Annotated in this window: 24 protein-coding genes; 8 read left to right on the top strand and 16 right to left on the bottom strand. The window is 73.9% G+C overall.

Features of this window, described 5'->3' with window-relative positions; all coding sequences use genetic code 11:
* Nucleotides 1-5: 5 nt before the first annotated feature.
* The 5 genes from NI25_RS32835 to NI25_RS32815 all read right to left on the bottom strand — a co-directional run bounded on the left by NI25_RS32835 (nucleotide 6) and on the right by NI25_RS32815 (nucleotide 6,493).
* Nucleotides 6-3,005: an AAA family ATPase gene (locus tag NI25_RS32835; protein ID WP_061445931.1), complete on the bottom strand. Its 3,000-nt coding sequence runs from the start codon at nucleotides 3,003-3,005 to the stop codon at nucleotides 6-8.
* The gene (locus tag NI25_RS32830; RefSeq protein ID WP_061445930.1) at nucleotides 3,002-4,165 is read right to left on the bottom strand and encodes an exonuclease SbcCD subunit D; all 1,164 of its coding nucleotides are present in this window, start codon (nucleotides 4,163-4,165) and stop codon (nucleotides 3,002-3,004) included. Before NI25_RS32830 ends, NI25_RS32835 begins: the two co-directional genes overlap by 4 nt.
* 90 nt (nucleotides 4,166-4,255) lie before the next feature.
* Nucleotides 4,256-4,843, bottom strand: coding sequence for a TetR/AcrR family transcriptional regulator (locus NI25_RS32825; RefSeq protein ID WP_061445929.1), 588 nt, complete (start codon nucleotides 4,841-4,843; stop codon nucleotides 4,256-4,258).
* A 65-nt stretch (nucleotides 4,844-4,908) separates the two neighbouring features.
* On the bottom strand, nucleotides 4,909-6,300 hold the full coding sequence (locus tag NI25_RS32820) for an Asp-tRNA(Asn)/Glu-tRNA(Gln) amidotransferase GatCAB subunit A (protein ID WP_061445928.1): 1,392 nt from the start codon (nucleotides 6,298-6,300) through the stop codon (nucleotides 4,909-4,911).
* Nucleotides 6,287-6,493 (bottom strand): hypothetical protein, encoded by a 207-nt coding sequence (locus tag NI25_RS32815; RefSeq protein WP_061445927.1) that lies wholly within the window; start codon nucleotides 6,491-6,493, stop codon nucleotides 6,287-6,289. Before NI25_RS32815 ends, NI25_RS32820 begins: the two co-directional genes overlap by 14 nt.
* Before the next feature lie 209 nt (nucleotides 6,494-6,702).
* On the opposite strand from NI25_RS32815, the gene NI25_RS32810 reads away from it, so the two are divergent.
* The 3 genes from NI25_RS32810 to NI25_RS39550 all read left to right on the top strand — a co-directional run bounded on the left by NI25_RS32810 (nucleotide 6,703) and on the right by NI25_RS39550 (nucleotide 13,886).
* Nucleotides 6,703-7,632 carry an MBL fold metallo-hydrolase gene (locus NI25_RS32810; protein ID WP_233520795.1) on the top strand — a complete coding sequence of 310 codons (930 nt, stop codon included), beginning with the start codon at nucleotides 6,703-6,705 and terminating at the stop codon, nucleotides 7,630-7,632.
* A gap of 129 nt (nucleotides 7,633-7,761) precedes the next feature.
* Nucleotides 7,762-8,697 (top strand): S-4TM family putative pore-forming effector, encoded by a 936-nt coding sequence (locus NI25_RS32805; RefSeq protein ID WP_061445925.1) that lies wholly within the window; start codon nucleotides 7,762-7,764, stop codon nucleotides 8,695-8,697.
* A gap of 185 nt (nucleotides 8,698-8,882) precedes the next feature.
* A complete protein-coding gene (locus NI25_RS39550) occupies nucleotides 8,883-13,886 on the top strand; it encodes an ATP-binding protein (RefSeq protein ID WP_061445924.1) in 5,004 nt (1,667 codons plus the stop codon).
* Nucleotides 13,887-14,011: 125 nt separating this feature from the next.
* On the opposite strand, the gene NI25_RS32795 is transcribed toward NI25_RS39550, so the two are convergent.
* Both NI25_RS32795 and NI25_RS32790 read right to left on the bottom strand, forming a co-directional pair.
* The gene (locus NI25_RS32795; protein WP_061445923.1) at nucleotides 14,012-14,638 is read right to left on the bottom strand and encodes a YigZ family protein; all 627 of its coding nucleotides are present in this window, start codon (nucleotides 14,636-14,638) and stop codon (nucleotides 14,012-14,014) included.
* 67 nt (nucleotides 14,639-14,705) lie between these two features.
* The gene (locus tag NI25_RS32790; RefSeq protein WP_061445922.1) at nucleotides 14,706-15,428 is read right to left on the bottom strand and encodes a hypothetical protein; all 723 of its coding nucleotides are present in this window, start codon (nucleotides 15,426-15,428) and stop codon (nucleotides 14,706-14,708) included.
* Between the two features lie 152 nt (nucleotides 15,429-15,580).
* Between NI25_RS32790 and NI25_RS32785 the strand changes: the two genes are divergently transcribed.
* Nucleotides 15,581-15,988 carry a CoA-binding protein gene (locus tag NI25_RS32785; RefSeq protein WP_061445921.1) on the top strand — a complete coding sequence of 136 codons (408 nt, stop codon included), beginning with the start codon at nucleotides 15,581-15,583 and terminating at the stop codon, nucleotides 15,986-15,988.
* 41 nt (nucleotides 15,989-16,029) lie between these two features.
* Here NI25_RS32785 and NI25_RS32780 read toward each other — a convergent pair whose 3' ends face one another.
* Nucleotides 16,030-16,389, bottom strand: a complete 360-nt coding sequence (locus tag NI25_RS32780) for an ArsR/SmtB family transcription factor (RefSeq protein WP_061445920.1) — start codon at nucleotides 16,387-16,389, stop codon at nucleotides 16,030-16,032.
* Nucleotides 16,390-16,494: 105 nt separating this feature from the next.
* On the opposite strand from NI25_RS32780, the gene NI25_RS32775 reads away from it, so the two are divergent.
* Nucleotides 16,495-17,532: a cation diffusion facilitator family transporter gene (locus NI25_RS32775; protein WP_061445919.1), complete on the top strand. Its 1,038-nt coding sequence runs from the start codon at nucleotides 16,495-16,497 to the stop codon at nucleotides 17,530-17,532.
* A 3-nt stretch (nucleotides 17,533-17,535) separates the two neighbouring features.
* Here NI25_RS32775 and NI25_RS32770 read toward each other — a convergent pair whose 3' ends face one another.
* From NI25_RS32770 to NI25_RS32760, 3 genes are all read right to left on the bottom strand, one after another.
* Nucleotides 17,536-18,093, bottom strand: a complete 558-nt coding sequence (locus NI25_RS32770) for a YbaK/EbsC family protein (RefSeq protein WP_061445918.1) — start codon at nucleotides 18,091-18,093, stop codon at nucleotides 17,536-17,538.
* 43 nt (nucleotides 18,094-18,136) lie between these two features.
* Nucleotides 18,137-18,709: a helix-turn-helix domain-containing protein gene (locus NI25_RS32765; protein WP_061445917.1), complete on the bottom strand. Its 573-nt coding sequence runs from the start codon at nucleotides 18,707-18,709 to the stop codon at nucleotides 18,137-18,139.
* 132 nt (nucleotides 18,710-18,841) lie between these two features.
* Nucleotides 18,842-19,645 (bottom strand): acyltransferase, encoded by an 804-nt coding sequence (locus tag NI25_RS32760; protein WP_061445916.1) that lies wholly within the window; start codon nucleotides 19,643-19,645, stop codon nucleotides 18,842-18,844.
* Between the two features lie 107 nt (nucleotides 19,646-19,752).
* Here NI25_RS32760 and NI25_RS40575 point away from each other — a divergent pair, with 107 nt between their 5' ends.
* Entirely contained in the window at nucleotides 19,753-20,289 is a 537-nt protein-coding gene (locus NI25_RS40575) for a gamma carbonic anhydrase family protein (protein ID WP_061445915.1), read from the top strand.
* An 88-nt stretch (nucleotides 20,290-20,377) separates the two neighbouring features.
* On the opposite strand, the gene NI25_RS32750 is transcribed toward NI25_RS40575, so the two are convergent.
* Nucleotides 20,378-21,013, bottom strand: a complete 636-nt coding sequence (locus NI25_RS32750; protein ID WP_061445914.1) for a DedA family protein — start codon at nucleotides 21,011-21,013, stop codon at nucleotides 20,378-20,380.
* A gap of 79 nt (nucleotides 21,014-21,092) precedes the next feature.
* Entirely contained in the window at nucleotides 21,093-21,530 is a 438-nt protein-coding gene (locus NI25_RS32745) for a DUF4442 domain-containing protein (protein WP_061445913.1), read from the bottom strand.
* Between the two features lie 84 nt (nucleotides 21,531-21,614).
* On the opposite strand from NI25_RS32745, the gene NI25_RS32740 reads away from it, so the two are divergent.
* Nucleotides 21,615-22,580: a hypothetical protein gene (locus NI25_RS32740; RefSeq protein WP_061445912.1), complete on the top strand. Its 966-nt coding sequence runs from the start codon at nucleotides 21,615-21,617 to the stop codon at nucleotides 22,578-22,580.
* Between the two features lie 78 nt (nucleotides 22,581-22,658).
* Nucleotides 22,659-23,687 carry a hypothetical protein gene (locus NI25_RS32735; RefSeq protein ID WP_061445911.1) on the top strand — a complete coding sequence of 343 codons (1,029 nt, stop codon included), beginning with the start codon at nucleotides 22,659-22,661 and terminating at the stop codon, nucleotides 23,685-23,687.
* Between the two features lie 24 nt (nucleotides 23,688-23,711).
* On the opposite strand, the gene NI25_RS32730 is transcribed toward NI25_RS32735, so the two are convergent.
* The 3 genes from NI25_RS32730 to NI25_RS32720 form a co-directional block, all read right to left on the bottom strand.
* On the bottom strand, nucleotides 23,712-24,557 hold the full coding sequence (locus NI25_RS32730) for a spermidine synthase (protein ID WP_061445910.1): 846 nt from the start codon (nucleotides 24,555-24,557) through the stop codon (nucleotides 23,712-23,714).
* A 31-nt stretch (nucleotides 24,558-24,588) separates the two neighbouring features.
* Nucleotides 24,589-25,773 carry an elongation factor Tu gene (tuf, locus tag NI25_RS32725; RefSeq protein WP_061445909.1) on the bottom strand — a complete coding sequence of 395 codons (1,185 nt, stop codon included), beginning with the start codon at nucleotides 25,771-25,773 and terminating at the stop codon, nucleotides 24,589-24,591.
* A 273-nt stretch (nucleotides 25,774-26,046) separates the two neighbouring features.
* Nucleotides 26,047-26,769 (bottom strand): DNA alkylation repair protein, encoded by a 723-nt coding sequence (locus NI25_RS32720; RefSeq protein WP_061447191.1) that lies wholly within the window; start codon nucleotides 26,767-26,769, stop codon nucleotides 26,047-26,049.
* Between the last annotated feature and the right edge of the window lie 40 nt (nucleotides 26,770-26,809).

Raw genomic sequence — 26,809 nt, 5'->3', positions numbered from 1 at the left:
GACGCTCAGCCGGCGCCCCGCTGCCGCAGGGCCGACCCGGACCGCCCCTTCACGACCTCGAGTTGGGCGTGGATACGGCGCCGCAGGTCGGCGACGTGGCTGACGATGCCGACGCTGCGGTCCCGCTCCCGCAGGGCGTCGAGGACGTCGAGGACCTCGTCGAGGGTCTGGTCGTCGAGGCTGCCGAAGCCCTCGTCGATGAAGAGGGTGTCGAGGCGGACGCCCCCCGCCTCGTCGGTGACGACGTCGGCGAGACCGAGTGCCAGAGCGAGCGACGCGAAGAACGTCTCGCCGCCGGACAGAGTGGCCGTGTCGCGTTCGCGGCCGGTCCAGGCGTCGACGACGTGCAGGCCGAGGCCGCTGCGGCCGCGCCCGGTGCGGTCGTCGGAGTGGACGAGGGTGTAGCGGCCGGAGGACATGCGCAGCAGCCGGGCGGAGGCCGCGGCGGCGACCTGTTCGAGGCGGGCCGCGAGGACGTACGACTCCAGGCGCATCCGGCGTTCGTTGTCCGCCGAGGTGCCGGCGGCGAGGGAGGCCAGGCGGGCGACCCGGGCGTGCTCCTCGCGCAGCGGGGCGAGCCGGCGCACCGAGGCGGTGGCCTGCGCGGACAGCCGGTCCAGTTCGGCGCAGCACCGGGCGGCGGCGTCGCGGGCCGAGGAGGCCTCGCGCAGGCGTCGGCCCGCGTCGGCCGCCGCCCGTTCCGCCGCGGCGAGGTCGGCGGGCGGTCGCCGGGCGGCGTCGGCCGTGTCGGCCTCGGCGAGGACCGCGCGGACGGCGGCGTCCTCCGACTGCCAGGCGTCCAGCCGGTGTTGCAGCTCGCGGTGGGCGGTGTCGTCGAGCAGGGCGTCGGCGGCGTCCGCCGGGGTGTCGAAGCCGGCCCGGAAGGCGGCGTCGGCGAGCCGGGCGTCGGCGTCCTTGAGCCGCTGGGCGGTGTCCTCGGCGACGCGGGCGGTGTCGGCGGCCTCCGTGAGCAGTGCGGCCTGTCGCTCCAGCTGCGCCGCCCGCGCCTCCACGCTCTCGGCGATGCCGCGCGCCCGCGTCAGCTCTTCCTCCAGCGCGGCCTGTTCGCGCTCCAGCCGCTCACGCCCCGCGACCCGGGAGGCGGACCGGACGGCGGCCTGCTGCCGGGCGGCGACGCGCTCCTCGCGCTCGCTCTCGGCCCGCCGCAGCTCCTCCTGTGCCGTGTGCAGTCCCGAGGCGACCGCCCGCGCCCGCGTGTACTCCCGTTCGAGTTCCTTGGCCTCCTCGGCCAGCCGGGCCGTGGGCGCGTCGCCGGCCTCCGCGGTGGCGGCGGCGAGTGCCTCCCGTACGGTGCCCAGGTGCCGTTCGGCCTGCGCGCGCCGCTCGTCGGCGGCCTGGTGGGCGGCGAGGGCGCGCTCCTCGGCCTCGCGGTCGACGTGGCCGGCGCTCTTGCGGGCGGGCGCGGGGTGTTCGGTGGCACCGCACACCGCGCAGGGTGCGCCGTCGGTGAGGTTCGCGGCGAGTTCGGCGGCGATGCCCTGCAGCCGCTGTTCCTTGAGATCCAGCCAGTGGTCACGGGTCTCGACCGCTTCTTCGGCCGAGGCGAGCGCCTGCCGTCGCGCCTCTTCCACGTCGTCGGCGAGCCGGTCCCGCTGCCGGGCGGCGTCGAGCCGCCGCCGTGCCGGATCCCGCTGTACGGCGAGCTGTTCGGCGCGGGTCGCGGCCTCCTGCGCGGCGTCGACGCGGCCCTGGAGTCCGGCGCGGGTGGCTTCCCAGTCGGCGAGCCAGGTCTCCGCCTCCTGCCGGGCGTCGTCGTCGGCGCGTTCCTGGCGGTCGAGGGCGGCCCGTTCCTCGACCAGTTCGGTGAGGCGTCGTTCGGCGCGCCGGGCCGACTCCAGGCCCCCCAGTTCCTCGGCGGCCCGGCGTGCGGCGGCGGCGAGCCCGGGGGCACCGGCGTCGGCGAGGGCTTGCGGCAGCCGGACCCGCGCCCGTGCTTCCGCGGCCGCCGCCGCACGGTGTTCCGTCTCGGCGGCGTCCCGCAGCTCCAGCGCGGGGGCCACCGCCTCGGCCTTGCGGCCCCGCTCCATGCGCTGTTGCGCGGCACGGTGGGCGTCGGCCCGCTCCGCCAGCCGTGCGGCACGCTCCCGGGCCTCGGCGAACCGGCTTTGCAGCCGGTCGAGTTCACGGGTGTCGGCCAGGTGGCGTTCCGCCGCGGCCTGGGCGGACTCGGTGGCCGTGAGCCGGCCGTCGGCGACCGCCAGCAGTTCCCGGGCGGTGCCGCGGGCGATGGCGGCGGCCTCCAGCACCGCCTCGGCCAGGCCCGGCTCGCCCGGCGCCAGCTCGGGCAGTTCCATGGCGCTGCCCGCGGCCTGCTGCATCCGGTGCGCGTCGGCCAGCAGGGCGGCGTCCCCTTCGCGCACCCGGGCCTCGGTCGTCCGGCGCCGTTCGGCGAGGTGCTTCTCGACCTCGGCGAAGCGCCGGGTGTCGAAGAGCCGGCCGAGCAGCTTGCCGCGCGCCTCGGCGTCGGCGCGCAGGAAGCGGGCGAAGTCGCCCTGGGGCAGCAGCACGACCTGGCAGAACTGCTCGCGGCTCATACCGAGCAGTTGCGTGATCTCCTCGCCGATCTCCTGGTGGGAGCGGCTGAGGTCCTTCCAGGCGCCGGCCGTGACGTCGTACTCGCGCAGCCAGGTCTGGGCCTTGTCGACGGTCGTGCCCTTGCCGCGCAGCTTCGGCCGTTCCCAGGGCGGCTGCCGGGTGATCTCCAGCCGGCGCCCGGCGACGGTCAGTTCGAGGCACACCTCGGTCCGGGTGCCGGCCGCCGCGTGGTCGCTGCGCAGCGTGATGCCCTGACCGCTGCTGCTCTGCCGGGCGCCCGGGACGGAGCCGTACAGCGCGTAGCAGACGGCGTCGAGGACGGAGGTCTTGCCGGCGCCGGTGGGGCCGTGCAGCAGGAACAGGCCGGCGGCCGAGAGGTCGTCGAAGTCGACGCTGTGGGTGGCGCCGAAGGGGCCGAAGGCGGTGATGTCCAGCCGGTGCAGCCTCACCGGGCCACCTCCCGCACGGTGTCGTCCGCGCGCACCGCGTCGAAGGCGTCCCGCAGTACGCCCTGTTCGTGGGAGTCGGGCCCGGCGCCGCGCACATGCGCCACGAAGTCCTCCGCGATCTCCTGGTCGCTGCGGTCGGCGAGGCGCCGGGCGTAGGACACGCCCGGCGCCTCGGGGGCGCGCTCCGGATCGAAGACGAGGCTGAGCGTGTGCGGGAACCGCTCGGTGAGCCGGGCCATGGGCTCGTCCGGCCGGACCGGGTCGGTGAGGGTCGCCTCGACCCACGCGTCCTCGTGCGGGGTCAGCTCCGGGTCGGCGAGCAGGTCCGCCAGCGTGCCGCGCAGCCGGGCCAGGGCCCTCGGGACCGGGCAGTCGACCCGCTCGGCGCTCACCGCTCCCGTCGCGTCCAGATCGACGAGCCACATGCTCTTGCGGTGCCGGTGCTCGGAGAAGGAGTACGGCAGCGGGGAGCCGGAGTAGCGGACGCGCTCGGTGAGGGTCTGGCAGCCGTGCAGGTGCCCGAGCGCCACGTAGTCGACGCCGTCGAAGACACCGGAGGGCACGGCGGCGACCCCGCCGACGGTGATGTCCCGCTCGCTGTCGCTCTGCTCGCCTCCGGTGACGAAGGCGTGCGCGAGGACGACGGAACGGGTGCCGCGTGCACGCGTGGCGAGGTCGGCGCGCACCCGGTCCATGGCGGCGCCGAGCACGGCCTCGTGCCCCGCCTTCTCCACGCCGAACTCGGCCTTGACCAGAGCCGGTTCGAGATACGGCAGCCCGTAGAAGGCGACGTCCCCGTGGGCGTCGGTCAGCACCACCGGGGTGCCGCAGCCCGCCGGATCGGTGCGCAGGTGGATGCCGGCCCGGTCGATGAGCCCGGCGCCGACGCCGAGACGGCGGGCCGAGTCGTGGTTGCCGGAAATCATCATCGTCGGCACACCGAGGCCGGCGAGGCGGTGCAGGGCGTCGTCGAACAGCTCGACGGCGGCGAGCGGCGGCACCGCCCGGTCGTACACGTCTCCCGACACCACCACGGCGTCGACGGCGTGCTCGCGCACGGTATCGACGAGGTGGCCGATGAACCCGGCCTGCGCCCCGAGCATGTTCACCCGGTGGAACGCCCGGCCCAGGTGCCAGTCGGACGTGTGCAGCAATCTCATGAGATGACCCTGACCCGCATGTTTCTCTCGGTGACGCTCCAAAGAGCCGGCACAGACCGGCACGGGAGACCCGGGCAGGCGCCCACCACGCTAGCGCCTGCCGGTACCCGGTTCACCACCGACCGCACTGACCGCGTTCGTCACGAGCTCGCGCGCGTACGCGGCGTCCAGCCGGCCGGGGCGGAAGAGGATGCGGTACATGATCGGCGCCACGACACGGTCGATCAGCAGTTCCGTCTCGGGCACCGGCTCACCCCGCCGCACCGCACGGGCCAGCACGATGTCGATCTGCTCCGCGGCGTACGCCGAGCACTGACCGGCGTGGGTGCCGTCCGGGTCGCCGAGCAGGGCGTCCCGGATGTAGGCGCGCCCGGGCGGCGAGGCCATCTCGTCGAGGAACTGTTCCGCCCACGCGTCGAGATCCGCCCGCAGGCTTCCCAGATCGGCCGGCTCCGTCTCAGGGCGCAGCCGTTCGACGGCCACGTCGGACAGAAGCTCCTGCAGGTCGCCCCAGCGGCGGTAGACCGTGGAGGGGGTCACGCCCGCCCGAGTGGCCACCATCGGGACCGTGAGCGCGTCGCGGCCCACCTCCCCCACGAGTTCGCGTACCGCCGCGTGAACGGACTTCTGTACGCGTGCGCTGCGCCCGCCGGGACGGACCATGGGCTTGGGACTCATGCGAACCACCTTAATGCGAGTGTGTCGCTTCTAGGCGGTGACGACGGCCGGGACGTCCGCCTTCCTCAGGCGGCGAGGGGGGCGAGCCGCCGCACGCCGGCCACCGATTCCTCATAGGCCCGGCCCACCCGGAGCACCGTGGCGTCGCGGAAGGGGCGCGCCATCAGCTGCATGCCGATCGGCAGTCCGGCGCGGTCGTGACCGACCGGCAGCGTGAGGGCCGGGACGCCGGTGATGTTGGCGGGGGCACACAAGCGCACGTAGCCGTCCGACACGGCCTCGGTCGTGCCGTCGGCCCACTCGACGGTTTCCCGCCCCGCCTCGACGGCGGTCATCGGCACCGTCGGCGCGGCGAGGACGTCGACTCCTTCGAACATGCGCCCCCAGGCCTCCCGCATCATGGTGCGGGCCCGCTGGGCGCGAAGGTAGTCGCCCGCCGAGGTGAGCGCGCCGGCCTCCAGCAGGATGCGAACGTCCGCCGTGTACAGGTCGGGCGTGGACCGCAGCGAACGCTCGTGGTAGGCGGTGGCCTCGGGGACCATCAGCCCCCACTGCACGGCCTGGATGTGGCGCGCCATCGGGATCTCGACGTCCACGAGCTCCGCGCCCAGGTCCGCCAGCCGCTCGATCGCGCCGCGCACGGACGCCTCGACCTCGGGCACGACCCGGTCGAAGTAGTAGTTCCGCGGTACACCGACCCTCAGTCCTCGCAGGTCGCCTCCCGGGAAGCGGTCCGGCACGGGGCCGGGAACGCTCGCCGGGTCGCGCGGGTCGTGGCCGGCGGTCGCCGACAGCACCAGCGCGGCGTCCCGGACGGTGCGGGTGAGCGGGCCCACATGGTCCAGGGACCAGGACAGCGGGGTCACGCCTGTGCGGGGGACCAGGCCGTAGGTCGGCTTGAGGCCCACCACACCGTTCAGGGCCGCGGGGACCCGTATGGAGCCGCCCGTGTCCGTGCCCATGGCGAACGTCGCCCCGCCGGCGGCGACGGCGACCGCCGAGCCGCCGCTCGACCCGCCCGCGACCCGGCTGTGGTCCCAGGCGTTGTTGGTCTGCGGTGTGATCAGGCCGTAGGCGAACTCGTGCGTGTGCGTCTTGCCCAGGAGCACGGCCCCGGCGGCGCGGAGCCGTTCGGCCACGGCGCTGTCGCGCTCCGCCACGTGCCCCGCGCGGACGTGCGAGCTCGCCGTGGTGGGCAGTCCTTCCGCGTCGATCAGGTCCTTGAGCGCCATGGGGATACCGTGCAGCGGCCCGCGCGGACCGCCGTCGGAAATCTCCCGTTCGGCGCGGACCGCAGCGGCCAGGGCCGCGTCGGCGACGACGGCGGCGTAGGCGCCCAGCCGCCCTTCGACGGCGGCGACACGGGCGAGCACCGACTCGGTGAGTTCGACGGGGGACAGCTCCCGTGCGCGCACCGCACGCGCGGCTTCGGTCAGCGACAGCTCAAACGGTTGCATCGGTGTTCCCCTGTCCGGCTCGGAAGGAGGACGCGGGAGGGGTCTCGCCGAAATCGAGCTCGCGCAAGGTGCTGATCACGGAGTGGATGTAGTCGGCCGTCATGGCCACTGCCTCGTGCCGGCCGTCCTCGAGGGGGAGTCCGGCCCGCAGCGCCCCTCGGGCTGCCGCTTGGGGGGTGAGTTCGCCGGTCATGGCTTCCTTCCGGATCTGTGCGGCGCGACGGGCCCGGCTGGACAGAGCCTTCGGCCACGGTCGCCGTCGCCGTCGCCGCCTTAAAAGCGAATCGTTTGCGTTAGTCGATCGTAAGACCTACCGTGACTTAAAGCAAACCATTCGCTTTAGCGCGAGGAGGGTCCTCCTCGCCACTCACCACAGACTCATCACAGGTGAAGGAGATCTCCGTGTCCGCCTCGGCGCAGACGACCAAGTCCCCCACTCCCCCCGCCCCTTCGTGGGCAGTGGGCGACCACACCGTGCGACGCATCGACGAAGTGGCCCTGCCCGCCCGGACCGGTCCATGGCTGCTGCCCGGGGCGACCCCCGGGCTCGTGGGCCGGTCCCCCTGGCTGAGCCCCGCGTTCGCCGACGGGCAAGGCGTCCTGCGCCTGGCGAGTCACAGCTTCGCCGTCGAGGTGGACGGCATGCGGGTGCTGGTGGACACCGGCATCGGAAACGGGAAGCCGCGTGCCAATCCGGCCTGGCACGACCTGAACAGCGACTACGAAGCACGGCTGCGGGCGGCGGGCTTCGCACCCGAGAGCGTCGACGTCGTGGTCCTGACCCACCTCCACGCCGACCACGTGGGGTGGAACACGCGTGCCGAGGGCGACGCATGGGTCCCCACCTTCCCGAACGCGCGCTATCTCACCTCACGCGCCGAGTGGGACTACTGGGCGGACGCGGACATGGAGGAGGCGCGTCGGCAGATGTTCCGGGACTCGGTCCACCCCGTCCGGGACGCGGGACTGCTCGACCTCGTCGATGTCGCCGACGGGGGCGCGGACGTCGCGCCGGGCGTCCGTCTGCTGCCCGCCCCCGGCCACACACCCGGGCAGGTGGCGGTGGCACTGAGCAGCCTCGGCGAGACCGCCCTGATCACCGGCGACAGCATCCACCACCCGGTCCAGATGGCACACCCGGAGCTGTGCAGCTGCGTGGACGTCGCCCCCGGACTCGCGGCCAGGACCCGGAACCGGCTGCTCGACTCGCTGGCCGGCACGTCGACGCTCCTGCTGGGGAGCCACTTCCCGGCACCGACCGCGGGACACGTGCGGCGCGAGGGCGGCGGATACCGGCTGGTTCCGGTCGCCCCGCGGGGCACGCGCGGGTGACGCGAAGGCAGCCGTCGGCCCTGCTCCCCGCCCACGGGGCGAAGCCTCCCGCCTCGCCGGCGGCCGCCGGCGAGGCCACGTCCGACGCCGTGTGTACACCGGGCGGGCCCGCGGGCACAGTGGAGGGGAGTGGGTGCCGAGGACGAGGGGGACGTCATGGGCAGCGAGCCGGCCGCGGGCTCCCGCATCCTGTCGGAACAGAACGGGGAGGCCGCCCGGCAGCGGTTGCGCGCGATGACGGTGTCGCATCGGCGGGCCCAGCGGCTCGCCAGCGCCCGCATGGGAGTCTCGGTACTGCTTGCGGCCGCCGGACTCCTCACCGTCTTCCTGCCCGGACTCACCGTGGCGGTGACCGTGCTGGGCGGAGTCTGGGCCGTGGCGCATTCGGTGGGCCTCACCTCGTGGGAGAGCAGCGAGTCGCGGCGCGCGGCGCTGCTGCAGGAGTCGTTCGACGTACGGCTGTTCCGTCTGGAGTGGAACGGCGCGATGGCGGGATCCCCACCCTCCCCGCAGTCGGTCAGCAGTCTCAGCCGGCGTTTCACGGGCGACGAGGCCGAGCTGCGCGACTACTACGAGATTCCCGAACTGCCGCACCCCTACGACGTGCTGGCCTGCCAGCAGCAGAACCTCGGGTGGGGCGCCCGGGTCCGCCGCCGCTACGCCCGGACCGTGCTCGCCTCCCTGCTGGCGTGGCTGGGGACGGGGCTCGTCGTCGGTCTCTCGGCCGGTACGAGCGTGCTCGACCTGCTGCTGCTGTGGTACGTGCCCTCCCTCGGCGCGGTGATGATGGGCGTGGAGGTGTGCCGTACACAGTGGGAGGTGATCAGGGAGCGGGAGCGTGTGCTGGAGTTGCTGGAGTCCAGGGTCGCCGCCGGGGGTGACACGGCCGCCCTGCTGGTCTTCGCCCGTCAGGTCCAGGACGTGATCTTCCAGTCCCGGCAGCGGCACACCCGGGTGCCCGGCTGGTTCTTCCGCCGCTTCAAGAGCGCGGACCGGGCCGATTTCCAGGCGGCGATGCGCGACCTGCAGACCGTCGTCGCCCGGGTCGCACCCCAACCGGGCTGAAACCGGGCCCGGTTCGGCACCGCGGGGCGGACCGGCGAGACCACGTGGTTTCCGTACCGCCGGTCCCGCGGGGTGAGGTACCGTCGGCGTCTGCTCACGTGGACCCCACGTCCGGACACCCGCGAGGCCGATCGACGCGGTGCGCGGCGACGGGCGGAGGCGGTCCCTGGACGGGGGAAGACCCGGTGGAGTACGAGGACGACCTCGGAGACCCGCAGGCATCGAAGGATCTGCGGGACCTGGGAGCACTGTTCGACGAGAAGGCGGTCTCCGACGCCCTGGTCCAATGGGCCCGCCACGGAGGGCACGGCGGCACCGTCCGGCCGCTCGTGCCGCCCTGGCGGCCGTCCGGAGCGAGCGCCAGCGGGGCCCTGCTGACGGCGGTGCTGGTCATGCCGCGCCCCGGTGCCGTGGTGGTCAAGGTGTCCACCGCCGACCAGGCCGGGGAGGGGCACGCCCACGCGCGCGCCCAGCTCACGGCACCGGACCGCATCGTCCCGCTGCGGTGGACCTGGCCGGTGGGCGACGGCCGCATGCTGACGTTCCAGTCCCCGGCCGGCGAAAGCCTGTACGACGTGAGCACGCTGGCGTCCCTGAGCGGCCGTGAACTGCCGGACGCCGCGGCCTTCGTGACCCGGTGGCTGCTGACCGGCTGGAACGACGGGCTCCACGTCCGGCAGACCACGCCGACGAGCCTCTCGGCACTCCTGCGCGGCGAACTCGGCGCGCTCGTCGCGAACGGTGGCTCGGTGCTGCTGTACGGCGCACGGATCGAGGGCCTGGAGCCGGACACGGCCCGCCTCCGGATCGACGGCCGGGACCTGCCGAACCCCCTCGCCCTGGCCACCGGCCACCCCCGGCTGCCCGACCCCGCCCTCCACCTCGCGCGCGGACGGGCCCACGGCGACCTCCACCCGCACAACATCATGGTGCCGCACCGGGAAGGCCGCCCCCGGTACGAGGACTTCCGGCTCATCGACATGGCGACCTTCGCGGAGGACGCCCCGCTCTCCCGCGACGTCGCGACGCTGCTCCTGTCCGCCCTTGCCCCGGAGGTTCCGGCGGAGGCGGCCAGGGGGGACGACACCCTGCTCCGGTATCTCGTCCGCCCGCACGAGGACCTCTCCGACCGGATCCCGCCCGCGACGAGCCGTCTGGTGCGGGCGGTGCGCGAAGTCTGCGCGCAGGCCGCCGAGGGTGGCATGTACGACCTGTGGAACGCCCAGTTCCTGCTCTCCCTCGTCGCCACGGGACTGCGCTTCAGCACGTACGCCAACCTGGGGGACGCCGGACGCTGGTGGTACTTCCGGCTCGCTGCCCACGCCGGCGGTGAACTGCTCGGGCGGCACGAGGAAGGCCCGAGCCCCGCCGGGCTCCCGGTCGAGGCGCCGCCTCCGGCCGGCCCCGCCGTACGCGAACCTCGACCCGAACGGCCCCCGCGGCCCGGCCCGCACCCCACGGCGGCAGCGCGGCCCGGGGCTCGCCCCACCGCGCCCGCCTCCCCCACGGCCCCGCCCACCGCACTCCTCCGTCTCGAGACCTACAGCCGTACCGCCGTCGTCGCCGCCGGGCATCAGGGCGCTTCCGGCCCTGGGGCTCAGCCCTTGGACCTGGCCGCGCTGGCCGTTCCCAGGGATCTGGAGCGGTCGTTGCTGGGGCTGCTGGGCGAGGGCCGTTCGGTGTGTGTGACCGGTGAACCCGGCACCGGCAAGACCACCCTGTTGTGGAGGCTGCACGGCGAACTGTCCCGGGATCCCGGCGGACCGAGGCCGTACTTCCTGCGTTCCGGCGACCTGTGGAACGCCTCGCCCGGCGCCGGACTCACCCTGGAGACCGTACGCGCGGCATGCGGCGCTCTGCCGGGCCCTGCGGTCTTCCTGCTCGACACCGCCGACCTGCTGGTCTCCGACACGTCGGGGCTCGTCCTGCTGCACGAACTGCTCACCGTCGCCGCCGAGCACTCCGTACCCGTCCTGATGACGTGCCGCAAGGAGGAGGCCCGCGCCCTGCGGCCGTACGTCGGCGACTTCGCCCTCGAAGGGAAGATGCTCGGCCCGTACGGCCCGCGCGAGCAGGAGGCGGCCATCCGCTCCCACGCCCGCTACTTCTACGAGGGCCTGGCCGAGGTCTCCGTGGACGAAGTCTGCCGTACGGTCTCCCACGCGGCGGTGCGGGGCCTGCCGATGCGGGAGGTGTGCCGGGCCCCGCTCACCCTGCGCATGCTGTTCGAGACGTTCGCGCCCAAGGTGCCGCTGGTGGAGGAGATCGACGCCACCACGCTCTACGACCTCTACTGGGAGCACCGTGTCGGCCGGGACCGGCGGGCGGGAGACGCCGCCCCGTCCGGCGCGACGCCGCCACCCGACCTTTCCGACGCCGGTGAGGAGGTGGCCCGGCTGATGCTCGAGGAGGGCCGGCTGGACCTGACGGCCAAGGAGGTGGATGCGCATCGTCCGGGCGGCTCCCGGAGCCCCGGCCTGGTCGACGGCCTCCAGGGGCTCGTGGCCCGCGGGGTGGTCGAACGCCAGGGCGTGAACGCCACCGAGCGGTACTCCTACTTCCACCAGACCCTGTTCGAGTACGCCGCCGGCCGCCGGCTCGCCCGGACGGCCTCGCCCGGCAGGCCGTCCCATCTGGGACTGCTGCTCGACTGGCTCAAGGAGCACCCGGACGACCAGTTCCGCCTGGCCGTCGCCGAGCAGGCACTCGTCCAGGCCGGTCGGGCCGGCGGCCGGGCGGCCGAGGCGGGCACCGCCCTGCTGACCGGCCTCCTCGCCGAGACCGGTCAGGGGCCGCCCGAACTGCACGGCCTGCGGGCCATGCAGATGCGCGTCTACGCACGGCTGCCCGCACCCGACCCCGGCCTGCGCCGACACTTCGGTCCCGCCGTGGCCGCGCTGCCTCCGATCCTCGGGCGGGTCTACCTGGAGGCGCTGCCGACGGTCTGCCATCAGGACCAGGCCCGGATCGTCGAGGACCTGCTCGGCATCTGGCGGGGCGGACACGAGGAACTGAGACAACCTCTGATCGTCGCCCTGAGCTGGCTGGCGGAGTCTCTGCCCGAGAGCGTGATCGACGTCATCGACAGGGCCTGCCCGTCCTCGGGGCGCGAGGGCGGCTGCCGCGGCACCGAGTGTGCGCCCCGTCAGTGCCTGTGGGCCTGGTTGCTGACCCGGGAGAAGTCCGAGGTCTTCAAGTTCCTCGCCGTGCTGGAGGCGTTGGCGCCCAAGCGGCCCGACTGGGTGTGGCCCCGGCTGCGCACGCTGATGACGGATCCGCACAGCGACCTGGTCCCGATGGCCCGCTGTCTGCGGCTCGCGGCACGGCGGCAGGACTGGCCGGAGCGCCCCTACCCGGCCGTCCGGCCGGTCGTCAGGCACCGCTGGGGCCGGGAACGCCCCCGCAACAAGGAGGGTTTCGAACTCCAGGTCGCGCTCGGCCGGTTGACGGCCGCCGCCTGGGCGGCCCGCGAGGAGCAGCCCTCCCTGGAGGCCGTCCTGACGGCGGCGGTCCGGCACCCGGAGGAGCCGATGTCGTACCCGCAGGTGCGGGCCGTCGGCGAGATGGCGGTCCGGGCGTCGTCGGACGAGGTACGCCACCTGCTCGACACCGTGGCGCGCAGCGCGGGCCCCGCGGCGATGACCCTGCTCACCGATCAGTTGCTGCTGCCCCTCCTCACCGCCACGCCGGGCACCTCCGACACGATCGGGGGCGACACACCGTCGAGCCGGACCCCCGGAGCCGAGCCCGTGGCCACCGGCACGGTCCGCACCTGGCTGGCCCGCAGCCTTCGCGCACTGGAGGATCCGGCCCCCGCCGACTTCGCCCGCGCCCTGGCGGAGCACACGTGGAGCCGCGGCCTCGACGTGGCCACCACGGCCCGGCTGGTAGACGAGGCCTGGCCGCACGACGACACCGGTCCGGGCTACGGCCGCGCCGAACCGCGGGACGAGGAACGGGACGAGGCGCGGCTCCGCCGGATCTGGCTCTCCGAACAGAGCGCCGTCCACCTGCTGGTGGCCGCCGTCGCGGCCGGACACCCGGACGCCCGGCGGGCCCTGCGGCTGTGGCGCGCCGACCGGGCGGCGAAGGGGCATGTCACGGGCCACACCCGGAATCAGGGGGTGACGCAGGAGGACCAGAAGATCGGGATCAATCTGCAGCGGCTGGTTCCCGAGCACCCCGAACTGCTCGACGAGTTGCTCGCGGGAGGCACCCTCGACCCGCGGCTCGACCCCGGCTGGCTGAACGAGGCCCTGCGGCGCGCCGGGGCGGACGGGGACCGGCGGCTGACCGCCGCGCTGCTCCGGCACGCGGACACCCTGGAGCGGCTGTGCGATCTCACCTGGACCGGCGACTACGGCTCGGCGAACGCCAAGAGTTCCCTCCATCTGCGGGCCAAACTCGTCGTCCGGGGTGTCCTGCCTTCCCCGGCCGCGGCGCGTCTCGGTGAGATCCTCGCCCGGGGTGGCCATCCGCATCACGTCAGGGCGGCGCTGTTCCTGGTCGCGACCGTCATCGAGCACAGTCCCAGCGGATCACTGGACACGGCTGACTGGCGGCGGCTGGAAGTCGTCCTGCGCGACTTCGTCCGCCCCGCCGCCACGGACGGGCGGGGCGGAGCAGGCCGGCACGAGGACACGCTGTCGGTGGCCCGCCGCTGCCTCACCGGCCTGGTGTGCCGGCACCACCCCCTGGACACGCCCGGGCGTGTCGCCACGGCGTGTGCGAGCGCGCGGGCGCACCTGGCGAGGGCCACCGAGGTGGACGAGGTCAAGGTGCTCGGGTGGCTCGTCGAGCGGCTCGCCGACGTGTCGCCCGAGGACGCCGTCGACCTGGTCGGGGCGGCCTGCGGCACGCTGCGCGGTCTGCCCAGGGGAAAGGCGATGTCGCTGGCCCAGCGCTGGTACCGCCCGCTGTCCCGGCTGGCCGAACGCGCCACGCCCCGTCAGTGGGAGGAACTCCTCGCGGGGTCCTGGGAGGGCCCCAAGGAGATCCTGCGCGTGCTGATCCGGGCCGGTATCCGCAAGCGCCCCGACGACCCGGGGGCGCATCTGCTGGCGATCGCCGACACCAGCCCCTGGCCCGACGTGGTCCGGGAGACGGTCCGCGTGGGCACCCTCCTGCGCACCGAGCGCAGTCCCCGGCGCTGGCTCCCGCCCCTCGATCCCGCCGACCACACCCGCTGACCCGGGCCTCGGCGAGCACTTCGGCGGGCGGAGTGCGCCGGACGGGGCGAGACGGGAACTGTGCGGCTCGCCCCGGCGTCCCACGCCGTGGCAGGCGGGGTGCGGCGCCGCCGCCTCGGGCGTGTCTAGGCGTCTCCGTACGCCTCTCCGCCCAGTTCGAACCCGGCCGATCCCGCGGTGGCGTCCGCGAGCCAGGAGCGGAAGGCCTCCACGTCGGCCTCCGGCAGGCCGACCTCGATGGTGACGGCCTCGCCGTACCGTACGTCGTGTATTGCGCGGCCCGCGGTGCGCAGGTCGTTCTGGAGCTTGCCGGCCCGCTGGTGGTCGACGGTGACCGTCGCCAGACGGAACCGGCGGCGGGTGAGGGTGCCGAGGTCGTCCAGGGCTTCGCCGACCGCACCGCCGTAGGCGCGGATGAGGCCGCCCGCGCCGAGTTTGACGCCGCCGTAGTAACGGGTGACGACGGCGACGACGTACCGCATGTCGCGGCGCAGCAGCATCTGGAGCATCGGGACGCCGGCGGTGCCGCCCGGCTCGCCGTCGTCGCTCGCCTTCTGGACGGCGGCGTCGGCGCCGATGACGTATGCCCAGCAGTTGTGGGTGGCGTCCGCGTGCTCCTTGCGCACGCCCGCGATGAACGCCTGGGCGTCCTGTTCGGTGGCCGCCGGGGCGAGGGAGCACAGGAAGCGCGAGCGGTTGATCTCGGTTTCGTGCACACCCGCGCGGGCGACCGTTCGGTACTCGTCCTGCATCCGGCCAGCCTATGCGCTCGCCGTGGCGGGCCCTCTCCCCGGTCGTCCCGGCGGGCGGGGCGCACGGTCAGTACGAGGTGCCGACGTCACGGGTGAGATGGAGGCCGAGGAACCGGTCGGCGTACGCGCAGATCTCGAACCGGGCTCCGTCCGGGAGGTCCGGGTCGGTCTCCACCTGACGCAGCACCCGCAGCACTCCGGGGGCGTCCAGGTCGTCCTCCCAGGCGGCCCGCAGCCGGTCGCGCACCTCGCCCGGAACCGGTCGCGAGGGGCGCCGGGCCCAGTCGGCGACCGCCCGGCGCCACCGGGCGAGGGTGTCCCGGGCCTCGTCGAGCGCGGGCGCGTCGAGTTCAGCGCGCGCGTGATGGCGCCGTTCCAGCAGGGCGAGGCGCACGGCGTCGGGCTCGGCGAGGCCGGGCTCGGCCGGGTGCGCGGGGCCGACGGCGACCGTGACCACGTCCGGGGCGCGCCCGGCCCCGCTCTCGCCCACGACGCGGACGGTCTGCCCGGTGCCCGGTCCGTGGCCGGCGGTGTCGCCGTCCTCGAAGGGCCGGATGCCGAGGGCGGCGGCGTCCTTCCGCAGCCGCTCCCCCTCCTGCGCGCCGGTGAGCACGGCCCACACCGGGGTGCCGTCGAGTTCCAGGGCGCGCGCCAGAAGGTCCGCGACGAGCATGACGCGCAGGGCGGTGGCGTCCCGCCCCGGCGCGTGCGCCTCGACGCGGGTCGGCGCCCGTCGGGTCGGGGCGGCGGGAGCGGGTTCTCCGGTCCGGGCGTCGATGATGCGCAGCACGAGGCGAGCGTAGGCGGGGCGGCTCGACGGCGCACAGGGGCGCGCTCGGGTGGTCGCTCCCGCCGCGGCGGGAATCGAGGCACCCCGCCGTCCGTTGTGGCGATCGGGTGGCGCGACCCGCGGGCCGCCCCGAGAGCACGAGGAGGCCGCCGGTGTACGGCGACGAGGCAACCGTTCGCAAGATCCTCACCGAGTCGGGCGACACCTGGGCCGTGGTGGGCCTGTCGAACAACCGGCAGCGTGCCGCGTACGGCGTGGCCGAGGTGCTGCGGCGCTTCGGCAAGCGCGTGGTGCCGGTACACCCCAAGGCGGAGCCGGTGCACGGCGAGCAGGGGTACGCCTCGCTCGCGGACATCCCGTTCGACGTGGACGTCGTCGACGTCTTCGTCAACAGCGACCTGGCCGGCCCGGTTGCCGACGAGGCGGTCGCCAAGGGCGCCAAGGCGGTCTGGTTCCAGCTCGGCGTGGTCGACGAGGCGGCGTACGAGCGGACCCGGGCCGCGGGCCTGGAGATGGTGATGGACCGCTGCCCGGCGATCGAACTGCCCGCCCTGCGGTAACGGATCGCCTGCCCGCACCCGGTTCCCTCCCCCACACCCGCTCAGTCGTGGAGCGGCCGGTCGCCGAGCCGGTGGTCGGCCACGTTGAGCGCCTCGTCGACCAGGCGGCGCAGGTGCCCGTCGCGCAGTGAGTACACGACCCGGCGTCCCTCCTTGCGGGTGCCGACCAGCCCCGCGAGCCGCAGCCGGGCCAGATGCTGGCTCACCGCGGGCCGGGCCGCCCCGCACACCTCGGTGAGGGTGGTGACGTCGGCCTCGCCGCCGGCCAGGGCGTGCAACAGGGTCAGCCGGGTGCGGTCGCCGAGCAGGGCGAGAACCTCCGCCGCGAGGGCGAACTGCTCCTCGCCCGGGGTGTGCGGGTGCGCATCGTCCGCAGGTGACAGGTGCATGCGTGCGCTCATACGCACATAATGACGGCGTGGACCACGCACGTCCACCCGTCGCACCGGCACCGCACCGCCGGTCACCGGGACGCCGGAATGACCGAAACACCGGAAGGGGCACCCATGAGCGACCCGCACCGGCATCGCCACCACGACGAGCGTTCCGGCCGGTGGCGCCGCCTCAGGCACCGGCTCGCGCACCTGCTCACCCCCCACGCGCACGAGAGCGCCGACAAGCTGGACCCCGCCCTGGAGTCCTCGGCGCGCGGACTGCGCGCGCTGTGGGTGTCGCTGGCGGTCCTGGGCGCGACGGCGCTCGCGCAGGCGGCCGTCGTGGTGCTCTCCGGGTCGGTGGCGCTGCTCGGCGACACGGTGCACAACACCGCGGACGCGCTGACCGCCGTGCCCCTGGGCGTCGCCTTCCTCCTGGGCCGGCGCGCGGCCACCCGGCGCTTCACATACGGCTACGGGCGGGCGGAGGACCTGGCCGGCGTCGTGATCGTCCTGACGATCACCGCGTCCGCGGTCCTCGCGGCGTGGACGGCCCTGGACCGGCTGCTCGACCCGCGCCCGGTCACGCACGTTCCGGCGGTCGCCGTGGCCGCCCTCGTCGGCTTCGCCGGCAACGAGTGGGTGGCCCGCCACCGGATCCGCGTGGGCCGGGAGATCGGCTCCGCCGCGCTGGTCGCCGACGGGCTGCACGCCCGCACCGACGGCTACACCTCGCTGGCCGTGCTGCTGGGCGCCGGGGGCGCGGCGCTCGGCTGGCAATTCGCCGACCCGGTCGTGGGGTTGGCGATCACGGCCGCGATCGTCCTGGTGCTGCGGGACGCGGCGCGCGAGGTGTTCCGGCGGCTGATGGACGCCGTCGACCCGGCGCTGGTGGACCGGGCCGAGCGGGTCCTGGGTGAGATCCCGGGCGTGCGCGGGGTGGGCGAGCTGCGGCTGCGCTGGATCGGGCACCGGCTGCGCGCGGAGGTCGCGCTGGTGGTGGACGGCGAGGCGACCGTGCGCGAGGCGCACCGCATCGCCGTGGCGGCCGAGCACGCCCTGCTGCACGCCGTACCGCGGCTCACCGCCGCCCTGGTCCACGCCGACCCGGCGCCGTCCCCGGGCGAGGCGGATCCGCATCTGGCGATCGCCCACCACGCCTCCGCGTGACGGTCAGGCGACGCCGAGCCCCTCCAGGACCTCCGCGCCGGGCAGCTCCGCGAAGGCCTTGCCCGGCACCAGCAGCTTGCCGCGCCGGCGTCCGCTGCCGACCAGGACGTACGGCAGGTCGGCGACGGCCGAGTCCACCAGCACGGGCCAGTCGCCGGGCAGGCCGACCGGCGTGATGCCGCCGTACTCCATGCCGGTCTCGCCGGTGGCGGTGTCCATCGGGGCGAAGGAGGCCTTGCGCGCCCCGAGGTGACGGCGTACGACGCCGTTGACGTCGACGCGGGTGGTCGAGAGCACGACGCAGGCGGCCAGCGTCGTTCCGCCACCGCGCTTGCCGGTGACCACGACGCAGTTGGCGGACTGTTCGAGCAGCTCACGGCCGTAGTGCTCGACGAAGGTGGCGGTGTCGGCCCATTCCGGTTCGGTGTCGACGTACAGGATCTGGTCGGCGGGGACGGTTCCGCTCCAGTGGCGTACGGCGTCGGCGACCGGGCGGGTCAGCTCGTCGAGGCATTCCGGGGCGGGGGTGGCGCTGTCGAAGTTCCCGATGGGTGCGTGCATGGCCGCACGCTAACAACGTCGGGCGCCACCGTGAACGGCCGTCTCAGCGGACGGGCGGCACCGAGACCGCCATGATCATCTCCATCGGCGCGTCGCCCTCGTTGCCGTACGTGTGCGGGGTGTCGGACGGGAAGGATGCGCTCGCGCCCGTCGGGACGCGGTGGGCCGCTCCGTCGACGGTGAGCGTCAGTTCCCCCGTGGTCACGTGCACCAACTCGACCGTGCCGGTGGGGTGCGGGTCGGAGAGACTGCTCTCGCCCGGCATCAGCCGCCACTCCCACATCTCCAGCGGGCCGGGTGCCTCCGCTCCGGCGAGGAGCCGGCTGAAGCTGCCGGCGTCGGTGTGCCAGAGGCGTACGGCCTGCTCGGCGGGGACGACGCGGACCGCGGGACCCTGCTCGTAGTCCAGCAGGGTGGTGATGCTGACGCCCAGCGCGTCGCCGATCTTCACGACGGTGCCGAGACTGGGGTTGGTGCGGGCCTGCTCGATCTGGATGAGCATGCCGCGGCTGACCCCGGCACGCGCCGCCAGCGCCTCCAGGGTGAAGCCGCGCTCGGTGCGCCAGCGTTTGACGTTGCGCGCGAGGGACTGGGTCAGCAGGTCGAGGTCCGCCACGTTCCGTCCAGGGACTTGAGCATCACTGTGCCTCACGGGGTGCGCCTCACCGCATGCTGGTCCGCCGCACCCGAAGATCCACGAACTGTACTGCGAGCCGCTGTGACGGCGCCGTGCGCCCCCGCCTCCCGCTCAGCTCTCCGCGGCCGGTTCGGCGAGCCTGCCGCCCACGTCCCCCGAACCGTCCAGCTCGGCGAGCCGGGCCACCGCCTCGTCGTCCAGCTTGGACAGCTCCCGCAGCTGTCCCGGCGTGATCCCGTCGGGGATCGGCACCGGTGCCGGGGTCCTGAGCGGCGGTTGCCAGCCCTCGGCGGGGGTCCAGCGCCGTACGACGCGGGCGGGGGCGCCGGCCACCACGGCGTGGTCGGGGACCGTGCCCCGGACCACGGCACCGGCGGCCACGACCACGTTCCGTCCGATCCGGGCGCCCGGCAGGATCACCGCGCCGGTGCCGATCCAGCAGCCGGGGCCGATCTCCACCGGGTCCATCCGCGGCCACTGCTTGCCGATGGGCTGGTGCGGGTCGTCGTAGGAGTGGTTGGTGGAGGTGACGTAGACGTACGGGCCGAAGTAGCAGTCGCTGCCGATGGTGACGGTGGTGTCCGCGATGACGTGGCTGCCGCGGCCGAGGACGACTCCGTCGCCGATGCGCAGGATCGGCTCCGGACCGAGGTCGAGGTCGGGCATGAGTCCGGCGGTCAGCGTGACCTGCTCGCCGATGATGCAGTGGGCGCCGACGTGGATCCAGGGCTCGCCGAAGACCGTGCCGAGCGGGAAGGCGAGCCGGGTGCCCGTGCCCAGCGCGCCGAAGCGGAAGCGCCCGGGGTGCGCCGCGGTGACGGAGCCGGTGCGCTGCACCCAGGCCCAGCCCGCGTGGACGGCCCGCTGCGCGAGGCGGCTCCGCCAGGACGAGAACGTGTTCTTGCGCTTCGGCACCCGCCCACGGTAGTCCGCGTGCCCTGCGGCCATGCCGCGGGAGGGCTGTGATCTTCACCCCACCGGGTGGCGTACGGTGCCGTACATCACCCGAGCAGGAGGCGAAAATGACGCAGAAGGCGCTGATCACGGGCATCGGTGGCAAGGACCCGAAGGTGGACGCCGAGGCCTTCGTGGCGCCGACGGCCTCGGTCGTCGGGGACGTGACGCTGCACGCCGGGGCCAGTGTCTGGTACGGCGCCGTGCTGCGCGGCGACGTCGAGCGGATCTCCGTGGGCGCGAGCAGCAACGTCCAGGACAACTGCACGCTCCACGCCGACCCCGGTTTCCCGGTCGCCGTCGGCGAGCGCGTCTCCATCGGGCACAACGCCGTGGTGCACGGCGCCACCGTCGAGGACGACTGCCTGATCGGCATGGGCGCCACGGTCCTCAACGGTGCGGTGATCGGCGCCGGTTCACTGGTCGCCGCCCAGGCCCTGGTCCCGCAGGGGATGCGGGTGCCGCCGGGGTCGCTGGTCGCCGGGGTGCCGGCGAAGGTGAAGCGGGAACTGACGGAGGAGGAGCGTCAGGGGGTCACGCTGAACGGCACGATGTACGCGGCGCTGGCCGGGCAGCACCGGGATGCGGTGGGTGAGGCTCTGTAATCGGCCGTCTGCGGCTTCGTCGTGGCTGCTCGCGCCCACGCGGCGAAGCCGCACACCGGCACGGTCCGTGCCCCCGTCGGGGCGCGTTTCACTCCCCGGCGGTGACCGGCTCGGGCTCCGGCCGGGCCCTGCCCGCCCTGCGCTTGACGATCAGCATCGAGGCGACGCCGATGGCGACGGCCACCACCAGGCCCAGCCAGGAGAAGCGCTTGAGCCAGTCCTCCGCGACGACGCCGACGTAGTAGATGACGGCGGTGGTGCCGCCCGCCCAGACGATGCCGCCCAGCAGGTTGGCGATCAGGAACTTCCAGTACGGCATCCGCAGCACACCGGCCAGCGGGCCCGCGAAGATCCGCAGCAGGGCGACGAAGCGGCCGAAGAACACGGCCCACATGCCCCACTTCTGGAAGGAACGCTCGGCGGTGGCGATGTGCCCCTCGCTGAAGTGCTTGGGGAACTTCCCGCCCAGCCAGGCCAGCAGCGGCCGGCCGCCCTTGCGGCCGATGGCGTATCCGACGGAGTCCCCGATCACCGCCCCCGCGCTGGCGCAGACGCCGAGGACCAGCGGGTCGATTCCGCCGTGCTGCGACGACAGCAGGGCCGCCGACACCAGGATGATCTCGCCGGGCAACGGGATGCCCAGGCTCTCCAGACCGATGACGAGCGCGACGACGGCGTAGACGGCCGCCGCGGGCACCGTGTCGAGCCATTCCTGGACGTGCAACGCCCCACCCTCCGCTTCGGAGCAGTTCCCGGTGCGCCTCGAACGAGGCGCACCGGGAAGCGTACCGGGTCGGCGGGGGTCAGCTGTTGGGGCGCAGGGTCCATATGACGGTCATCTCACCGGTGACGGCACCGTCCTCGCGCCGGATGGCGACGCTCACCGGGAATTCGGGGCGGTTGCCGGCGTCCAGTTCGGCGACGACTTCCGCGGCCGGACGGCCGAGGGTCGCGGTGGCGGTCACCGGGCCGAGGGCGATCTTCTTGAAGGCGATCTCCGCGGTCACCGGCAGCGGCACCGCCCGGGAGAGCTGGTCGCCGAAGGCGGCGAGCACGATCGCGCCGCTGGCCGACTCGCCCAGCGTGAACATGGCTCCGGCGTGCGGCCCGCCGACGTGGTTGCGGTACTCGCTCTGGTCCGGGAGGGCGAGGACGGCCTTCTCCGGTGTGGTCTCCAGGTACTCCAGGTTCAGGGTCCGGACCATCGGCACCGTGGCGGCGAGCAACTCGCCGATCGACATCTGATCTGCGCTCATGACGGCAGGTTACCCGCCAGTAGCAACCAGGGCCAGGCACCCGTGAAGATCGCCGTATGCTGAGTGCCCATGCGGCCAGGAGAGCAGTCACCGACCGGCGGACCGGATCCGCGACAGCCCAACCCGTACCTGCGGCCCGGCTACCAGCAGCCGTCGCCGTACGCGGGACAGCGGCAGGCCGGCCCCGCCCCCTGGGACGCCCCCACCGTCACGTCCGGCGGACCGGATGGGCGAGGGCCCGGCAACGGCCGTACGAAGGTGGTGGCGATCGTCGCCGCCGCGGTCGTGGTGGTCGCCGCCGCCGTGACCGGGACCGTGCTCCTGGGCGGCGGTGGGGACGACGAGGCCCGGCCCGGCCCGACCGCCTCCTCCGCGTCGGCCTCTTCCCCGTCCGCGTCCGCCGCCGACGACCCGCGCGGCGGTGACGGCGCGCCGAAGACCACCGTCGAGGGCTGGACGGTCGTGGCCAACCCCGATCACGGCCTCGCCTTCGACGTACCGGCCTCCTGGGTGCCGCAGTCGCGCGACTGGGTCACCTACGTCGCCGAGGACGACGACCCCAAGGAGAAGCCCCTGGTCGGGATGAAGGCCCCCGCCGTCCTGAAGGAGAAGTGGTGCGGGTCGGACGGCGACCGGGACGGCTCGGTGGACTACACGCCCCTGGCCAGTGCGGGCACCCGTGGCAACAACGGCGCGCGGAGCACCGAGGAGATCGCCCGGAACGACTCCGCGGCCTGGGTCTACGGCGGCTTCACCCAGCCGGACCACGACAAGGTCGCCACGGGACCGGTGACGTCCTTCACCACCGCCTCCGGCATCAAGGGCAGCCTCGCCACCTCCCGGTCGTCCGGGGTGGCGAAGAAGGGCAAGTGCGACGTGAACGGCAAGGCGACCACCTTCGCCTTCAAGTCGGCCGACGGCTCCTTGGTCTCGTGGTCGTTCTTCGGGGCGGCGGGTGTCGCCGACGAGGTGCCCGACGCCACCGTGCGCAAGATTCTGGCCACCGTCAGGGAGTACACGCCGTCGGAGTCCTAGGCCGCCCCGGGTTTCGGTACGTCCCTGACAAGGGCCGGTGACCGAATCGTGTCCTCGGCGGCATTAGGGTGACTGCTCATGTGGCCAGGACAGCAGCCGCCCGGGGGCGAGCAGAACCCGCAGAACCAGAACAATCCGTACCAGCAGCCGGGGTATCAGCAGCCGAATCCCTATCAGCAGCCCGGCTACCAGCAGCAGCCCGGTGCGTACGGGCAGCAGCAGTGGAGCACGCCGCAGCCGGCCACCGTCGTGGAGCCGGGGCCGGGCGGCGGTGGCGGAGGCGGCAACCGGACGAAGCTCGTCGCGATCATCGCGTCCCTCGCCGTGGTGGTGGCCGCCGGCGTCACCGGGTTCCTGGTGCTGGGCGGTGACAAGGACGACCAGGCGGACGACGGCAAGGAGACGCAGACGTCCGCGAGCCCGACCGTGGAGAAGTCCGAGTCCCCCACCGCCGACCCGAGCACGTCCGGCTCCGACGACAATCCGCGCGGCGGCGAGGGGGCGAAGGCCACCATCGACGGGTGGAAGGTCGTCGCCAACCCGCGCTTCGGCACCATGTTCGACGTGCCCGCGGACTGGGAGATCGAGAGCACCGACACCAGCGTCGGCTTCGAGTGGGAAGAGGACGGCAAGACCGACCGCACCAGCGTGACCGCCCCGGCCTACCTCAAGTCCGAGTGGTGCACGACCGACGAGAACAAGGACGGCCGCAAGGAGAGCACCGCGCTCGCCACCGCCGGCACCCGTGGTGAGAGCGGCGCCAAGGACACCGACCAGGCGGCCGAGACGCGCGTGCCGTGGTGGATCTACGGCGGTTACACGCAGCCCGACAAGAAGAGCGTGAAGTACGGCAAGCCGAAGGCGTACACGACCGCGTCCGGCATCAAGGGCAGCGTCATCACCGCGCACTCCGAGGGCACGCCCCAGAAGGGCAAGTGCGACAGCGAGGGCAAGGCGATCACCTTCGCGTTCAAGAACGGCGCCGGCGACTTCGTCACCTGGAACCTGTACGGCGCCAAGGGCGTCAAGGACGAGGTCCCGGAGGCGACGGTCCAGAAGATCCTCAGCACCGTGCGCCTCACCGAGGAACCGCCGACCGAGTCGTAGGCCCGGCGGGCCCGGTGGCCTCGCTCAGCCGATGCCGAACGCCCCGGCGGGCGGCTCGGGCGAGGGTACGGCCTCCTCGTCGCGCACCGGACGGGCGTCGCCGGTGAACTCCCGCAGGGCGGGCCCGTGCTCGACCCTGGCCGGGAAGGCGTCGGCGGCGGTGCGCCGGGCCAGCGCCGCGGTGTCCAGCGGGCGGTGCGCGGCGACGAGCACCGCGTTGCCGAAGCGGCGCCCGCGCAGCACGCCCGGTTCGGCGATCAGCGCCAGCTCCTCGAAGTACAGGGCGAATCCCGCCAGCTGGCCGCGCAGGAAGCCGAACGGCGCCCCGTCGGCCAGGTTGGCCACGTACACGCCGTCGGCGCGCAGCACCCGGGCCGCCTCACGCACGTAGCCGACCGAGGTCAGGTGCGCGGGCACGCGTGAGCCCCCGAAGACGTCGGCGACGAGTACGTCGGCCGAGTCCGCGGGGGCGGCTTCCAGCCAGGCGCGGGCGTCGGCCCCGTGGGGGGCGATGCCCGCGCCCGGTGGCAGGGGCAGGTGCTCGGCGACCAGGTCCAGCAGCCCCCGGTCGGCCTCCACCACGTCCTGCCGCGAGCCGGGGCGGGTCGCGGCCACGTACCGGGGCAGGGTGAACGCGCCACCGCCCAGGTGCAGGACGTCCAGCGCGCGCCCCGGCTCGGCGACCGTGTCCAGGACGTGGCCGAGCCGCCGCGTGTACTCGAACTCCAGGTGCGCCGGCTCGTCCAGGTCGACGTACGACTGCGGCGCCCCGTCCACGGTGAGCAGCCAGGCCCGTTCCCGGTCGACGTCGGGCATGAGCTTGGCGGTGCCGTGGTCGGTGACCCGGCTGACGGGTATGGCTTCGTTCACCCGCCCATTGTGCCGGTGTCCTGCGGGGCGCTCACGCCACCGCGGTCACCCCCACCTCGGTCACGGTGCCCGCCCCCACGGTCCGGCCGCCCTCGCGGATCGCGAAGCCGAGCCCCGTCTCCAGCGGCACGTCCCGCCCCAGTTCGACCGTCATGGTGACGGTGTCCCCGGGCCGGGCGACGGCCGCCTCGCCGAGGTCCACGTCGCCGACCACGTCCGCGGTCCGGATGTAGAACTGCGGCCGGTAGCCGGTGGTCAGCGGCGTCGAGCGGCCGCCCTCGCGCGCCGACAGCACGTACACCTGAGCGGTGAAGCGCCGCGCGGGCACGACGCTGCCGGGTGCGGCGACCACGTGCCCCCGGCGCACCGTGTCGCGGGCGACTCCGCGCAGCAGCAGCGCCACGTTGTCCCCGGCCTGGGCCTCCTCCATCGGCTTGCCGAAGGTCTCCAGGCCGGTGACGACCGTCTCCACGGACGCCCCGAGCACCTCGACCCGGTCCCCGACGCGCACGGTGCCGCGCTCGACGGCGCCAGTGACGACGGTGCCGCGGCCGGTGATGGTGAGCACGTTCTCCACCGGCAGCAGGAACGGCGCGTCCAGGTACCGCTCGGGCATGGGCACGTAGGTGTCCACGGCGTCGAGCAGCGCCTCGACGGACGCCGTCCACCGCGGGTCGCCCTCCAGCGCCTTCAGCCCCGAGACCCGTACGACGGGCACGGCGTCGCCGCCGTAGCCGTGCGCGGTGAGCAGTTCCCGTACCTCCAGTTCCACCAGGTCGGTCAGCTCCTCGTCACCCGCGTCGGCCTTGTTGAGCGCGACCACGACGTGGTCGACGCCCACCTGCCGGGCGAGCAGCACGTGTTCGGCGGTCTGCGGCATGATCCCGTCCAGCGCGGAGACGACGAGGATGGCCCCGTCGAGCTGGGCGGCGCCGGTGACCATGTTCTTGACGTAGTCGGCGTGGCCGGGCATGTCGACGTGGGCGTAGTGCCGGGTGTCGGTCTCGTACTCGACGTGCGCGATGTTGATGGTGATGCCGCGCGCCGCCTCCTCCGGGGCGCGGTCGATGCGGTCGAACGGCACGAACGTGCCGGCCCCGCGCTCGGCGAGGACCTTGGTGATGGCGGCGGTCAGGGTGGTCTTGCCGTGGTCGACATGGCCCATCGTGCCGATGTTCAGATGCGGTTTGGTGCGGACGTACGCCGTCTTGGACATGGCGGTACCTCGAAGCCTCGTGGCGGTGGTGGGGACCCCTGGGGCCGGCCGACCCTCCCCCTGCGGGGTCCGCCGGACGATCCGGGGAGGGTCAGCTTCGGGCGCCGTCGACTGCGGCGGTGAAGTGGGCGACGGCAGCCTTCGGGGCATCCGCGACCGCGGATGCTGCGAGGTGGAAGGCGTACCGGAACATGACGCCGATCATCGCCGACGCCTCGTCCCACGTCGAATGGTTTTTGAAGGAACGGGAGTTCGAGACCTCCGACCGCGGGGCTACGGTCCGACGGTCCGCAGTGCCTCCCGCACGGACAGGGGTGCCAGCCGGGTCCGGTGCTCGGCCACGAAGGCGCGCACGGCGTCCGGGTCGGTCTTGGCGTACTCGCGCAGGCACCAGCCGACGGCCTTGCGGACGAAGAAGTCGCCGTGGCCGGACTGCCGCGCGCAGTAGCCGAAGAGGCGGTCGGTGTCGGTGCGTTCCTTGTAGCGCAGCTGGTGGAGGAGGGCCGTGCGGACCAGCCAGAGGTCCTCGTCCCCGATCCAGGCGTCCATGACGGCCGTGAGGTCCCGGTCGGCGGCGACGAGGCCCCCGACGACGTGCGCGGCGAGCAGGTCGACGGTGTCCCACCAGGGCACCGTGGTGAGCAGGTGGCGGACCACGGGCAGGAAACCGGACGAGCAGCGCGTCACATGCCGGCGCAGGTAGTCGACGGCGAAGTAGTGGTACTCGCGCTCGGGCAGGCGCCAGCAGCGCAGCGCGACCGCCGCGCAGTCCGGCTCGTCCGGGCGGGGCAGGCCCGCCAGGACGGTGCGGGACAGGGAGCGGCGAACGGGCGAGGTCATGCCCAGGAACGGAGCCACGTCCTTCATGTACGCCCGCTGCCCGACCGCCCGCTCGGGGTCGGCCGCGGTGGGGTACTCGGCGGTGAGCCGCTCGAGTACCGTGTCGGCGAGAGCGCTGTGCGGCGCGTCCGGAACCGGCCGGGCTGTGACGCTCATGAGACGCAGCATACGGCGATCACACACATTTGTCGGTTAG

It is taken from the genome of Streptomyces sp. CCM_MD2014, assembly GCF_000772045.1.
Taxonomy (GTDB): domain Bacteria; phylum Actinomycetota; class Actinomycetes; order Streptomycetales; family Streptomycetaceae; genus Streptomyces; species Streptomyces salinarius.
Note: the sequence above shows the minus strand (reverse complement) of the source record. Positions and strands in the feature narration are given on the sequence as shown.

Excerpts from the sequence above, each read along its gene's own strand:
- tuf (WP_061445909.1), bottom strand. The coding sequence starts at position 25,773 with ATGTCCAAGACGGCGTACGTCCGCACCAAACCGCATCTGAACATCGGC.
- NI25_RS32720 (WP_061447191.1), bottom strand. The coding sequence starts at position 26,769 with ATGAGCGTCACAGCCCGGCCGGTTCCGGACGCGCCGCACAGCGCTCTC.
- NI25_RS32830 (WP_061445930.1), bottom strand. The coding sequence starts at position 4,165 with ATGAGATTGCTGCACACGTCCGACTGGCACCTGGGCCGGGCGTTCCAC.
- NI25_RS32780 (WP_061445920.1), bottom strand. The coding sequence starts at position 16,389 with ATGAGCGCACGCATGCACCTGTCACCTGCGGACGATGCGCACCCGCAC.
- NI25_RS32820 (WP_061445928.1), bottom strand. The coding sequence starts at position 6,300 with ATGCAACCGTTTGAGCTGTCGCTGACCGAAGCCGCGCGTGCGGTGCGC.
- NI25_RS32745 (WP_061445913.1), bottom strand. The coding sequence starts at position 21,530 with ATGTCGATCGGCGAGTTGCTCGCCGCCACGGTGCCGATGGTCCGGACC.
- NI25_RS40575 (WP_061445915.1), top strand. The coding sequence starts at position 19,753 with ATGACGCAGAAGGCGCTGATCACGGGCATCGGTGGCAAGGACCCGAAG.
- NI25_RS32770 (WP_061445918.1), bottom strand. The coding sequence starts at position 18,093 with ATGCACGCACCCATCGGGAACTTCGACAGCGCCACCCCCGCCCCGGAA.
- NI25_RS32795 (WP_061445923.1), bottom strand. The coding sequence starts at position 14,638 with ATGCAGGACGAGTACCGAACGGTCGCCCGCGCGGGTGTGCACGAAACC.
- NI25_RS32775 (WP_061445919.1), top strand. The coding sequence starts at position 16,495 with ATGAGCGACCCGCACCGGCATCGCCACCACGACGAGCGTTCCGGCCGG.
- NI25_RS32825 (WP_061445929.1), bottom strand. The coding sequence starts at position 4,843 with ATGAGTCCCAAGCCCATGGTCCGTCCCGGCGGGCGCAGCGCACGCGTA.
- NI25_RS32735 (WP_061445911.1), top strand. The coding sequence starts at position 22,659 with ATGTGGCCAGGACAGCAGCCGCCCGGGGGCGAGCAGAACCCGCAGAAC.
- NI25_RS32815 (WP_061445927.1), bottom strand. The coding sequence starts at position 6,493 with ATGACCGGCGAACTCACCCCCCAAGCGGCAGCCCGAGGGGCGCTGCGG.
- NI25_RS32740 (WP_061445912.1), top strand. The coding sequence starts at position 21,615 with ATGCGGCCAGGAGAGCAGTCACCGACCGGCGGACCGGATCCGCGACAG.